The 12,969-nt window shown below is 64.8% G+C and carries 8 protein-coding genes; all 8 read left to right on the top strand.

Features of this window, described 5'->3' with window-relative positions; genetic code table 11:
• Positions 1 to 178: 178 nt before the first annotated feature.
• The 8 genes from rpsA to W5W_RS0110110 all read left to right on the top strand — a co-directional run bounded on the left by rpsA (position 179) and on the right by W5W_RS0110110 (position 12,964).
• Positions 179 to 1,633 carry a 30S ribosomal protein S1 gene (gene rpsA / locus W5W_RS0110145; protein ID WP_017195313.1) on the top strand — a complete coding sequence of 485 codons (1,455 nt, stop codon included), beginning with the start codon at positions 179 to 181 and terminating at the stop codon, positions 1,631 to 1,633.
• A gap of 186 nt (positions 1,634 to 1,819) precedes the next feature.
• Positions 1,820 to 3,553, top strand: coding sequence for a serine/threonine-protein kinase (locus tag W5W_RS0110140; RefSeq protein ID WP_017195312.1), 1,734 nt, complete (start codon positions 1,820 to 1,822; stop codon positions 3,551 to 3,553).
• Positions 3,554 to 3,760: 207 nt separating this feature from the next.
• Entirely contained in the window at positions 3,761 to 5,020 is a 1,260-nt protein-coding gene (gene coaE / locus W5W_RS15280; RefSeq protein WP_238533324.1) for a dephospho-CoA kinase, read from the top strand.
• 129 nt (positions 5,021 to 5,149) lie between these two features.
• Positions 5,150 to 5,869, top strand: a complete 720-nt coding sequence (locus W5W_RS0110130) for a hypothetical protein (RefSeq protein ID WP_017195310.1) — start codon at positions 5,150 to 5,152, stop codon at positions 5,867 to 5,869.
• Positions 5,870 to 5,936: 67 nt separating this feature from the next.
• Positions 5,937 to 8,033, top strand: a complete 2,097-nt coding sequence (uvrB, locus tag W5W_RS0110125) for an excinuclease ABC subunit UvrB (protein ID WP_008731675.1) — start codon at positions 5,937 to 5,939, stop codon at positions 8,031 to 8,033.
• 312 nt (positions 8,034 to 8,345) lie between these two features.
• Positions 8,346 to 9,371, top strand: a complete 1,026-nt coding sequence (locus W5W_RS0110120; RefSeq protein ID WP_008731694.1) for a TerC family protein — start codon at positions 8,346 to 8,348, stop codon at positions 9,369 to 9,371.
• A gap of 33 nt (positions 9,372 to 9,404) precedes the next feature.
• Complete coding sequence (locus W5W_RS0110115) at positions 9,405 to 10,394, top strand: TerC/Alx family metal homeostasis membrane protein (RefSeq protein WP_017195309.1); 990 nt, start codon at positions 9,405 to 9,407, stop codon at positions 10,392 to 10,394.
• The gene (locus tag W5W_RS0110110) at positions 10,391 to 12,964 is read left to right on the top strand and encodes a cation-translocating P-type ATPase (protein WP_232611662.1); all 2,574 of its coding nucleotides are present in this window, start codon (positions 10,391 to 10,393) and stop codon (positions 12,962 to 12,964) included. Before W5W_RS0110115 ends, W5W_RS0110110 begins: the two co-directional genes overlap by 4 nt.
• Positions 12,965 to 12,969: the final 5 nt, after the last annotated feature.

Below are 12,969 nucleotides of genomic sequence, written 5' to 3'. Positions count from 1 at the left end.
GTGATCTCAAACAGGTTACGCGCTGGGTATGTCCTGATAGAGTCCGAGTTGTGGGCCCCTGGGTGTCATTAAGACACACCGCCGTTCCGCGAGATCAGTCCGGGCTGGCTCGGGGGATCGGAGGGCTCATGGTTCCTACTAGCCCGACCTATCTGTCCGCATTCGGAGCAACCACTCAATGACCACCACCACGCCCAGCCCCGCCCCGGTCGCCGTCAACGACATCGGCTCGACCGAGGAGATCCTCGCCGCCGTCGACGAGACCATCAAGTACTTCGATGACGGCGACATCGTCGAGGGCACCGTCGTCAAGGTCGACCGCGACGAGGTCCTCCTGGACATCGGCTACAAGACCGAGGGCGTCATTCTCGCTCGTGAGCTGTCCATCAAGCACGACGTCGATCCTGACGAGATCGTCTCGATCGGCGACGAGATCGAAGCCCTGGTGCTTCAGAAGGAGGACAAAGAGGGCCGTCTGCTCCTGAGCAAGAAGCGAGCCCAGTACGAGCGCGCATGGGGCACCATCGAGCGGGTCAAGGAGGAGGACGGCGTCGTCACCGGCTCCGTCATCGAGGTCGTCAAGGGCGGTCTCATCCTCGACATCGGCCTGCGCGGTTTCCTGCCCGCCTCTCTGGTCGAGATGCGTCGTGTCCGCGATCTTCAGCCCTATGTGGGCCGTGAGCTCGAGGCCAAGATCATCGAGCTGGACAAGAACCGCAACAACGTGGTGCTGTCCCGTCGCGCCTATCTCGAGCAGACTCAGTCCGAGGTCCGCACCAATTTCCTCCAGACCCTTCAGAAGGGTCAGGTCCGCACTGGTGTGGTGTCCTCCATCGTCAATTTCGGCGCTTTCGTGGACTTGGGCGGTGTGGACGGTCTCGTCCACGTGTCCGAGCTGTCCTGGAAGCACATCGATCACCCCTCCGAGGTCGTCGAGGTCGGTACCGAGGTCACCGTCGAGGTTCTCGATGTCGATTTCGACCGCGAGCGCGTCTCCCTGTCGCTCAAGGCGACCCAGGAGGACCCGTGGCAGGCATTCGCCCGCACGCATGCCATCGGCCAGGTCGTCCCCGGCAAGGTCACCAAGCTGGTTCCCTTCGGCGCCTTCGTCCGCGTCGAGGACGGCATCGAGGGCCTCGTCCACATCTCCGAGCTGGCTCAGCGCCACGTGGAGGTGCCCGAGCAGGTCGCCAAGGTCGGCGACGAGGTCTTCGTCAAGGTCATTGACATCGACCTCGAGCGCCGTCGCATCTCGCTGTCGCTCAAGCAGGCCAACGAGGGAGTGGACCCCCACTCGGAGGACTTCGATCCTTCGCTGTACGGCATGGCTGCGGAGTATGACGAGAACGGCAACTACAAGTACCCCGAGGGTTTCGACCCGGAGACCAACGAGTGGCTCGAGGGCTTCGATGCCCAGCGCGAGGCCTGGGAGGCCGAGTATGCAGCCGCTCACGCCAGGTGGGAGTCCCACAAGGCTCAGGTCGCCAAGGCCCTGGAGGAGGACACCGAGACCAGTGGGGCGGCGGTCCCGGCCGGCGCCACTTCGTACTCCTCAACCGCATCCGAGACAACCGGCACCCTGGCCTCCGACGAGGCGCTCGCCGCTTTGCGCGAGAAGCTGACCGGGAACTGAACCGATAGTTCTTGGAAGATACAATCCCTGTAGGGAGGGCCCGTCCACTTGCCGGTGGGCGGGCCTTTGCCCTTGACGGGCTCGGCTCCCCATCGCGATATCGCAACTGGTGTGTGAGGCTGTCATTCGAACTGGTTTCCGTACCGACGTGCGGATTCGATCCAAGAACAAGAACAAGGGGAGACGATGACTACCTGGGACGAACTCACGGGTCTGCTTGCCGATCCCGTAGATGTTCGCTCACCCGTCGTGCAGGCGGGTCTCTACGACGCGCTTCTGCACGCCTCTCCCGAACAGCTCCCGACAGGGGAGAGCGCCAAGCGCCTGGCCGCTGCTCTTGCGGAATTCGACCGGGACTGGCTCGCCGCGCTGGGAGAGGACCCTACGCGCTCCCGCGAGGAGATCGATCGTGCCGTTGAACGGTGCAGCCGACTGCGCGCCGCGGGAGGCCGCTCCGCCCTGCCCCTGCGATACGCACGAGTGGAACTGTGCACCTTCTTCGGGGAGCGGGCCGATGCACTCGAGCAGCTGCGCGTCGCCCGGCTGTTCTCCTTCGATGATGCTGATACCGGTGCGACGCTGGCGACCGCTCGCATGCACGACGACTTCTCCGGTGTCATCCGGACCACCTCCGGGGTGCCCAACCGCCCCGAGGCCGATCCGGCGGGCACCTCCCGCAGGTTGGCGGCCTCCCTGTTGTCGTACCTCGCCCAGAAGCGCAAGGTCGAGGCCGAGGATGCTCTGATGTCCCTGCGGCACATCGACGTGCCCTCCTCGCTGCGCATACCGCTCCTGGGCGACGAGTTGGAGTATCTGGGGCTGTCCGGCCAATGGGAGCGAGGGCTGGCTCTCCTTCGGCACACCGATCTCACCAACGCGGACGACACCACTGCATGGGGCCTTCTCAATGCGGCAGTGGGAGCCAGTCTCGTTCTGCGTGAGGCCAACCGGGCCGGTTACGGCGCAAACGCTCTGGGCTCGTCGATCAACTGGACGACCTCTTGGGGCGTCTCCCTGAAAGTGACCGGCTGGGACACCGTGGTGCGCGCCTACGACGCGCTGACGACTTTCGCACGCGCCATTGGCGTGCGTTTCGATGAGCGCAATGGCAATAACGGAGTGTCCTACCGGGTGGAGTCGCGTATGGCCGGGGAGGCCTCCGGATTGGCATCACGCTCCTACGGCACGGTGACCGGCACCGCTGTTGACGAGCATCGCCTGCAGCGCCGGGATGTTCTGCTCAAGGAGGTCAATGAGCTGCTGGTTCTGGCGCGGGGGTATGGTCTGGGATCGGTCCGTGAACGCGCTATGAAAACGGCGGAGACGATCAGCCGGTCGTTGGAGCTTGTCACCGATGACAGCCAGCTCGAGATCATTGTCGACCTTCGGATCTCCTTCGCCAGACTGTTGCTGGCCCTGGGCGCTACCGAGCGTGCCGAACGGGAGTCTCTCGATACCAGCGAACTGTGCCTGTCGCAGGGATGGATCGAGCTGGCTTGCGCGAGCCTGGCCACCGCCGCCCGAGCGGCCGGCGCCCACAACGACACCGAGGCCGCACGGGGTCATTGGCTCCAGGTGCGTGAGCAGATGGCGGACTGGGGCACCTCGCGCATGAAAGAACGGCTCACCGTCCTGACCGATGCCATCGGCAATCCGGAGACGAGTTGTGTCGCCTTGACACTGCTGGCCGAGGCCACCGCCAAGGGAGTCGAGCTGGCGCCCGCTCGTGCTTCCATCGCGAGAGAGACGTGCAGGCGAGCACGTGCCGAAATCGATAAATGCAAGGCTGTTCCCAGTGGCGTCACTGAACGGATCGCCGCGGTCGAACAGCTCATCGCCCCTTATGGCCGAGGCCGATCCGGACGGCATCACATCGGTGGCGGTGAAAAGTCCCAGGAAAATTTTATTAGGTCAAGTTAGCGGGACTGGCGGAGCAAGAGTATCAACGGATAAATTGAATGTTCTGATTGCAGTGCTCAGGCTCACTTGTGTTTATCCTGACAGGTCGGCCCTCTTTGTCCATGCACCATTTGGGTGACCCGTTGCCGTTCTTACCGCTAATCTCGCAGCATGACGCAGACGCAGGACGCCACCAGCCCTCAGAGCTGCGCTACGGCGGGCTCAGACGTGGCTGAGGCCCCGGTGACAGTCCATGTCACCGGTTTTGAACACTTCGATAGGGCTAGTTCCATTACTCCGTGGGACGCCGTCCGACTCCTGCCGGAGATGATCGAACTGGTGGGAAGCAGTGCGATCCTGACTCGGGAGCTTCTTCCCGCAGCTTCTAACGGAGCATCAGCAGCCGGTGGCAGCACTATCGAGCGCCTACGACCCGATGTGGTCGTGCATGTCGGGCTTCAGACCCAAACGATGGCCCCGGAACGCACAGCACGGAATGACGCTGCGGTGTGCATATCGGGCGACATCGGATCTCAGGCGAGTGGCGAGGGCTCTGCTTCCGATGGGGCGCCGCAGTATCGCGCTGCATGGACGCCAGCTGCTCTGGCGGGACGACTCAGAGCGGCGGGCCTGCCGGTGACCTACACCGCTGGCGTCGGGCAATACGCCGAGGTGGCTGCGAACTATGCCACAGCCACACTCGAAGCCGCTTCCGACATGGCCGAGGGCTCGCGGCCCGTGGTTGGACTGATGCACGTGCCGGACCAGGAGGTCATGTCGTCACCGACGGTTGCCGAAGTGCTGCGCGCTTTCATTGTTGAGCTCGCCGATGTGGTCCGTCGCCGTCGTGCGGCGGTGGCAGGCCTTGGAAGACTCAGCGTGCCGCGCGGCAACCGAGCACTGCGTGTAGGACTGACCGGCGGCATCGGTTCGGGCAAATCGACGGTGGCAGGCCTGCTCGCTGCGCGCGACGCGCACATCGTAGATGCCGATGTCATCGCCCGCGAAGTGGTGGAGCCCGGCACCCCCGGGTTCGATGCGATCGTCGCGGCATTCGGGGCGGAGCTTCTCACCGCGGACGGCGCTCTGGACCGGGCGCTTCTAGCCGAGCGCGTCTTCAATGATCCAGATGCTCGTGGCACGCTTGAAGCGATCATGCTGCCGCAAGTTGCTCAGACAGCGGCCCAGCGCATGGAGGCGGCAGCACCGGGAGGCGTGGCTGTCTACGATGTGCCCCTGCTGGTCGAGGAGGGAATGGAAGACCTCTTCGACTGCGTCATGGTTGTTGAAACACCTCACGCGCTGAGGCTGGCGCGGCTGCAGCGGCGAGGTCTGACACGTGAGGATGCCGAGAGCCGCATAGCCAGCCAAGCTGGGGATGAAGAGCGCCGCCAAGTGGCCGATATCGTGCTTCTCAACAACGGTACTCGGGAGGACCTCGCAGACGGGGTCGAATGGTTGTGGGCGAATCGAATCGCTGTTAACTAGGCGAGTCGCATCGTCCTTTTGCAGGCGGTTCTCTTGCCTTTGAATGGGCAGTTCTTACTATGGTCGTGAGCGGGTACCGGTTCTAGCGTTGGATTGTCTTTCCAGCAGTATGAAAGGATCCATATACTCATGGCTGGCTTGCGAGAGATCTCGGTTGATGTGGTGAGTCGGCGTGGTGCGCTTGCTCTGGCCGGTCAGGTCGGTGCGCTCATAACGCTGTCGGCCTGCGGCCTTCGTGAGGAGAAAGTCTATAAGCGTGATGAGGAGAAAGCCTATAAGCCGGTGTTGTATCTGTACCCGGAGGCGAGCACTGATGTGACAGTGGAGTTGAGCTTCGATGGGCGGCTCACGTACACCTACCCGCAGCCGGAGCAGGGGGCGGATGGGTCTGCCACGTGGAGCGTGACTGCACACCCTGATGGGGACCTGGTCGACGCGGCCGGGCGGCACTATCCGTCGTTGTTCTGGGAGGGGAACGCTTCCAAGGCGTTTTCCCAGGATGAGGGTTTCGTCGTCGAGGCCGGCCAGGAGTCGGGATTCCTGGAGGACAAGCTGGCTGTCCTGGGGCTCAATGATCGTGAGGCGGCTGAGTTCATCACGTTCTGGGGGCCGAAGATCGCCGAGCGGGGCACGGCACTGGTGACATTCCTGGGAAGCCAATACACAGACGTCGCGCGCTATCGCTTCACATCCGGGGGCCAAGAGATCATCCCGACCACGTTCATCCGCGTCTACATCGTCATTGGAGATGCACCCGCAAGCACTGTCGCCGTCCCCGAGCAAGTCCTGACACCTGCGCCTGCCCGTACCGGCTTCACCGCTGTCGAATGGGGCGGGAGCGAGAAGTAGCACAAGTAGCAGAGTGAAGGCATAGCGCATCGGCGGTGAGGCCGCCACGGCCGCGTAGCCTGGTCCCATGCGTCCCGTCACCGAGCTCCAGCGCGCCGCCAAGCCCTTCGAGGTCATCAGTCCCTACTCGCCCAGCGGCGACCAGCCCACCGCCATCGCCGAGCTCACCGAGCGGCTGAGCGCGGGGGAGAAGGACATCGTTCTGCTGGGCGCCACCGGGACCGGCAAGTCCGCCACCACCGCCTGGCTGGTCGAACAGGTTCAGCGGCCCACCCTCATCCTGGAGCCCAACAAGACCCTGGCCGCGCAGATGGCCGCCGAATTCCGCGAGCTGTTGCCCAACAACGCCGTAGAGTACTTCGTCTCCTATTACGACTACTACCAGCCCGAGGCCTACGTCCCTCAGACGGACACCTTCATCGAGAAGGACTCCTCCATCAACGACGAGGTGGAACGCTTACGCCACAGCGCCACCAACTCCCTGCTGACCCGCCGCGACGTCGTCGTCGTCTCCTCGGTCTCCTGCATCTACGGCCTGGGCACGCCCCAGGAGTATGTCGACCGCATGACGCCACTCGCCGTGGGGGACCAGATCGACCGCGACGAGCTTCTGCGCAGCTTCGTCACCATGCAGTACACGCGCAATGATGTCGATTTCACCCGCGGAACCTTCCGGGTACGGGGGGACACCGTGGAGATCATCCCCATGTACGAGGAGCTCGCCATCCGCATCGAGTTCTTCGGAGATGAGATCGAGTCTCTGGCAACCCTCCATCCCGTGACCGGGGACGTCATCGCCTCCACCGACCAGGTCTTTGTCTTCCCCGCCTCCCATTACGTCGCCGGGCCCGAACGCCTTCAGCGAGCCATTGAGGGCATTGAGACCGAACTGGCCGAGCGCCTGGCCGTCCTGGAGCGCGACGGCAAGCTCCTGGAGGCTCAGCGCCTGCGCATGCGGACCACGTACGACCTCGAGATGCTCGGTCAGATTGGTACGTGCGCGGGCGTGGAGAACTACTCCATGCACATTGATGGCCGCTCCCCGGGCACGCCGCCCAACACGCTGCTCGACTACTTCCCGGAGGACTTCCTTCTGGTTATTGACGAGTCCCACGTCACCGTTCCGCAGATCGGCGCGATGCACGAGGGCGACGCCTCCCGGAAGCGCACACTGGTCGATCACGGCTTCCGTCTGCCCAGTGCCCTGGACAACCGCCCACTGACCTTCGCCGAGTTCGAGGACCGCATCGGGCAGACCGTCTACCTGTCCGCCACGCCCGGCGACTACGAGACGCAGCGGGGCGACGGCGTCGTCGAGCAGATCATCCGCCCCACCGGTCTGGTCGACCCCAAGATCGTCGTCAAACCCACACAGGGGCAGATCGACGACCTGCTGGAGGAGGTGCGCGCCCGGGTTGAGCGCGAGGAGCGGATCCTGGTGACCACCCTGACCAAGCGCATGGCCGAGGACCTGACCACCTACCTGGCCGAGCGCGGAGTGCGCGTGGAGTACCTCCACTCCGATGTCGACACCCTGCGGCGCGTGGAACTCCTGCGCGAGTTGCGCATGGGGCGCTTCGATGTCCTGGTGGGCATCAACCTGCTGCGCGAGGGCCTGGACCTGCCGGAGGTCTCGCTGGTATCCATCCTGGACGCGGACAAGGAGGGCTTCCTGCGCTCGACCCGCTCCCTCATCCAGACTGTCGGCCGCGCCGCCCGCAACGTCTCGGGTGAGGTGCACATGTATGCGGACCAGGTCACCCCCGCCATGGCGGAGGCCATTGAGGAGACCGAGCGGCGACGCACCAAGCAGCTGGCCTACAACGACGCCCACGGGATCGACCCGCAGCCCTTGCGCAAGAGGATCGCCGATGTCACCGACATGCTGGCCCGCGAGGACGTCGACACCGCTGAGCTGCTGGCCGGCGGTTACCGGGGACATGAAGAGCGGGCTGTTGCCGGACGCCGCAAGAAGGCCGCCGAGGCGACAGTGCGCGAGAAGCTCGCTGGGGCGGCGGAGAACGATCTGGCAGAACTCATCAACGAGCTCACCCAGCAGATGCATGCCGCGGCCGAGGAGCTCCAATTCGAACTGGCCGCACGTCTGCGCGACGAGATCCAAGACCTGAAGAAAGAACTGCGAGACATGCGGGCCACAGCCTGAGGACCCCTGTCTGACGCTTTTCGGCCACTTGCCAGCAAATTGTCAGCCCACTGAGGACGTAGCCGATGACACAGTGCCGGAGGTCCCGAGTGGGACCCAAGAGGCATTCGGAACGTTAGACTCGCAGCACGCACCTGCATACGGAGGGGAGTACTCCCACCAACAGCGACGTCGTCATCACGGCGGACCGGCTCTCGTCCGGACGAGATCTCGGCCCCCGGCGTCGCAGGCCAGCACAACGGCCGCCCCAGCGGCCTGAGTCCATGGCGGGAGGAGACCTCCGGTACTCGAGTCGTACCGGAGGTACTACTAGTGGACGTCCACGCCCTCGGATGGCTGGCTCTGGCCGCCATTATCCTGACCATGATCGCGGTGGATATCGTCGGTCACGTCAAGACTCCCCACGAGCCCACCATGAGGGAGGCCGCCTGGTGGTCGGTGGGATATGTGGCCGTGGCCGTGGTCTTCGGCCTCATCGTCACAGGCGTGTGGGGAGGCGAGTACGGCGAGGAGTACTTCGCGGGGTACATCACCGAGAAGTCCTTGAGTATCGACAACCTCTTCGTCTTCGTCATCATGATCTCCAGCTTCCGGGTGCCGCGGAAGTATCAGCAGGAGGTCCTGCTCGCCGGCATCGTCATTGCGCTGGTGCTGCGCCTGCTCTTCATTCTGGCGGGTGCCGCCCTCATCGAGAACTTCTCCTGGGTGTTCTACCTCTTCGGCGCCTGGCTGCTGTGGACCGCCATCGCCCAGGCGCGGGAAGGCGTCGAGAAGCCCGAGGAGCATGACGACGGCTACACGCCCTCGGGGTTCGTCACCCTGGTCTCCCGCATGATCCCCATGACCGACGGCTTCGTGGGCGGGAAGCTCGTCCATCGCCATGCCGGGCGCACGATGATCACGCCCCTGCTTCTGTGCGTCATCGCCATCGGCACCGCCGACGTCATGTTCGCCGTCGATTCCATTCCGGCGATCTACTCGCTGACCGCTGAGCCCTACCTCGTCTTCGCGGCCAATGCCTTCTCGCTGCTCGGGCTGCGCCAGCTCTACTTCCTCATCGACGGCCTGCTGGACCGCCTCGTCTACCTGCACTACGGCCTGGCCGCGATCCTCGGCTTCATCGGACTCAAACTCATCAACCACGCCCTGCACACCAATGAGGTGCCCTTCATCAACGGGGGACGGCATTGGGATGTCATCGCCGAGCCCTCCATCAGCGCATCGTTGGGCTTCATCGTCGTCACCATTCTCATCACCGTCATCGCCTCCGTACTGGCTTCCCGACGATCCCGGAGCAAACCGAATGCGGCCCGGCTCTCGGAACCCATTGATGTCTGAGCGCGGCGTGATACCTGTGAGGAGCATCAGCGCATGAGTGTCAGCCCTCTGGCCTGGTACGCCCTGGCGGTCATCGTCGTCACTCTGCTGATGATCGATTTCATCGGTCATGCTCGTAAACCGCATCCGCCATCCATGCGCGAGGCCACCGGCTGGACCCTCGGCTACATCTCTCTGGCCGTCGTCTACGGGCTGGCAGTGTGGGCAAGCGCCGGCACGACCTATGCGGGGCAGTTCTATGCGGGCTGGCTCACCGAGTGGTCCTTGAGCGTTGACAATCTCTTCGTCTTCATCCTCATTCTGTCCGCCTTCCGCGTGCCGCGGGAATTCCAGCAGAAGGCGCTGCTGCTGGGTATCGCCACCGCATTGATCCTGCGCTTGTTCTTCATCCTGCTGGGAGCGACTCTCGTCCAGCACTTCAGCTGGGTCTTCTACATTTTCGGAGCGTTCCTCGTCTACACGGCCATCAAGCAGGTCCTCGACGCGCGTGGGGGAGAGGAATCCGAAGAGGATCCCACCGCCTACGTCGACAATTCAGTGACTCGCTTCGTACGGCGCCTGCTGCCCACGACCGACGGCTTCGTCGGCAACAAGCTCGTCCATCGCCATGCCGGGCGCACGATGATCACACCCCTGCTCATCGTCGTGATCGCCCTGGGCACTGCCGACCTCATGTTCGCCTTCGACTCGATTCCGGCCATCTTCGGCCTGACCTCCGAACCCTTCCTCGTTTTCAGCGCCACGGCCTTCTCGCTGCTCGGGCTGCGCCAGCTCTTCTTCCTCATCGACGGCCTGCTGTCCCGGCTGGTGTATCTGCCATACGGTTTGGCCGTCATCCTGGGTTTCATCGGGCTCAAGCTCATCAACCACGCCCTGCACGAGAACACACTGCCGTTCATCGCCGATGGCAGGTCCATCACGTTCGTCCCGGAGCCGTCCACTGAGTTTTCATTGGGACTGATCGTCGTCACGCTTCTCCTCGTGGCTGTGACGAGCCTCATCCATACGCGGCGGCCCGGATGAGGCGCCCATTGGGATCCGGCGAGCAGGCCGGGCATGCTGGCCCGGTGAGTCAGACGAGCACCCAGACAAAAGCCCTCCAGGAATACACGGGGCTCTCGGCCGTCGAAGTCGCCGCACGCGTGCGCGACGGCCTCACCAACGCCTACAGGGTGCGCACCTCCCGTTCCACGACCGCCATCCTGCGCGCCAATATCTTCACGATCTTCAACGCCATCCTCGCCACGGCCCTCATCATCGTGCTCACGGTGGGCCATTGGGCCGACGCCCTGTTCGGCTTCGTCCTGATCCTCAATACCGCCACGGGTACCATCGCGGAGGTGCGCGCCAAGCGCGCGCTCGATCGCCTCGCTTTCCTGGATGCTCCGACCGCATGCGTCGTGCGCGATGGGCGCGAGATCGATCTCGCCGTGGCCGATGTCGTCCTGGACGACGTGCTGCGACTGCGCAGCGGCGAACAGGTGCCGGCCGATGCCACCGTTCTCGACGCGGAAGGGCTCGAGGTCGACGAGTCCATCCTCACCGGCGAATCCGATCCCGTGCGCCCGCGCACCGGCGACCGCGTCCTGTCCGGAACCACGGTGACTGCGGGCACCGCCCTGGCGAGGGCCACCGCCGTGGGGGCCGCTTCCTACGCGAACCGGTTGGCCCGAGAGGCCCGTCGCTACTCGGTCGTGACCTCCGAGCTTCAGGTCGGCACCAATCGGGTACTCCGATGGATCTCCTGGGTGATCGTGCCCGTGGCGCTGCTGCTGCTCTGGTCGCAGATGCACGGCACGGCCATCAGTGCTTCCAGCGCTGCCAATGCTGCCAGTGCAGCCGATTCCGCCGGCGCGGCCATGGGGCAGTGGCGCACCGCTCTGGTGGCCTCCGTCGCCGGTGTGGTCGGCATGGTTCCTCAGGGGCTCGTCCTTCTCACGAGCGTCAATTTCGCCACCGCCTCGCTGACCCTGGCCCGCCGCCGGGTGCTCGTCCAGGAGCTGCCCGCCGTCGAGGTCCTCGCGCGGGTCGACACCCTTTGCCTCGATAAGACCGGCACGCTCACCACCGGTCGAATCGCCCTGACCGATGTGTTGGCCGATGACGGAGCGGGCGGGCTGGTGGATGCCACGACGGCGCTGCGCGAGCCTCTGCTGGCCCTGACAGGCGGCGCCGATCCCAATGCGACCGCCAAGGCGGTGCGTGAAGGGCTCGTAGGTCCATCCACCGATGGGACCGCTCTGCCCGGCCCAGAGTCCGTCGAGCCCCGTGTCCACGACACCATCGCCTTCTCCTCACGACGCAAGTGGTCAGCCGCCGTGCTGGATGAGGAGACCTGGCTCATGGGCGCGCCCGAGATCCTCTTCGCCGGCGCCGATGGCGGCCCGGAGCTTCTGGCCCACGCCCAGAGATTGAGCACCGGCGGCGTTCGCGTCGTCGCCATCGCCCGTGCGCAGCAGTCCTGCCGCCGGGACGACGACGGCGAAGCGCAGTTGCCGGAGGGCAGACATGCAGTCGGGCTGGTGGTGCTCTCCGAGCAGATCCGCCCGGACGCCGCACAGACCCTGGCCTATTTCCGAGCCCAGGGAGTTGATGTCAAGATCATCAGCGGCGACAACCCGACCACTGTGGCCGCAGTCGCCGCCGATGCCGGAGTGGTCTCCCCGAGCGGAGGCGCGCCGACGGCTCTCGACGCGCGCGAACTGCCCACCGAGGCCACCGATTCCACCGCGCTGGACGCGCTCGCCGAGGCCGTCGAAGGCGCGCAGGTACTCGGACGCGTGGTCCCGGAGCAGAAGCGCGCCCTCGTCCAAGCGCTGCAAAGCCGAGGACACACCGTGGCCATGACCGGTGACGGCGTCAACGACTCCCTCGCCCTCAAGGACGCCGACCTGGGTATCGCCATGGGCAACGGCGCCCCCGCGACCAAGGCCGTTGCCCGCATGGTCCTGCTGTCCGGCGAGTTCTCCGCGCTTCCCGGCGTGGTCGCCGAAGGACGCCGGGTCATGGCCAATACCGAACGGATCGCCTCTTTGTTCCTGGCCAAGACGATCTACGCCTCGCTCATCGCCTTCGTCGTGGCCATCACTGCGATCGGCTACCCGTTCCTGCCGCGACAGCTCACCATCGTGTCCTCCCTGACGATCGGTATTCCCGCATTCGCACTGGCTCTGGCGCCCAACGATCGGCGCTACCGATCCGGTTTTCTGCGCCGAGTACTCGCCCTCGCCGTTCCGGCCGGTCTGGTCGCCGGAATCATGACCCTTGCAGCGCGCCAGTGGCTCGCCCTGGAGGGAGCCGAACAGGCCCAGGTCACCACCGCCGCCACCCTGGTGCTGGTCGTCTCGGGCTTGTCGCTTCTCACCCTGACCGCCAGACCCCTGCTGGGGTGGCGACTCGGCCTCGTCCTCCTCATGGCAGGGGCGGCGGTGCTGGGAGTGCTCATACCAGGAGTGCGGGAGTTCTTCGTCCTGGCATGGCCGGATCCGGGTACCTGGCTGACCATTGTGGTGGCCGGTAGTGCGGCTGTGCTCGGGATCGAAATCGTGCATCTCGTGCGCCGACGCCTGGTGGGTGCCGAGCCTCGCGATTGACGGCA

The sequence above is a fragment of the Actinomyces massiliensis 4401292 genome (assembly GCF_000269805.1).
Taxonomy (GTDB): Bacteria; Actinomycetota; Actinomycetes; order Actinomycetales; family Actinomycetaceae; genus Actinomyces; species Actinomyces massiliensis.
The sequence above is the reverse complement of the archived record's forward strand: the minus strand, read 5'-3'. Positions and strand labels throughout refer to the sequence as shown.

Coding starts and splice junctions, on each gene's coding strand:
- rpsA (WP_017195313.1), top strand. CDS start 179: ATGACCACCACCACGCCCAGCCCCGCCCCGGTCGCCGTCAACGACATC.
- W5W_RS0110140 (WP_017195312.1), top strand. CDS start 1,820: ATGACTACCTGGGACGAACTCACGGGTCTGCTTGCCGATCCCGTAGAT.
- W5W_RS0110130 (WP_017195310.1), top strand. CDS start 5,150: ATGGCTGGCTTGCGAGAGATCTCGGTTGATGTGGTGAGTCGGCGTGGT.
- uvrB (WP_008731675.1), top strand. CDS start 5,937: ATGCGTCCCGTCACCGAGCTCCAGCGCGCCGCCAAGCCCTTCGAGGTC.
- W5W_RS0110115 (WP_017195309.1), top strand. CDS start 9,405: ATGAGTGTCAGCCCTCTGGCCTGGTACGCCCTGGCGGTCATCGTCGTC.
- W5W_RS0110110 (WP_232611662.1), top strand. CDS start 10,391: ATGAGGCGCCCATTGGGATCCGGCGAGCAGGCCGGGCATGCTGGCCCG.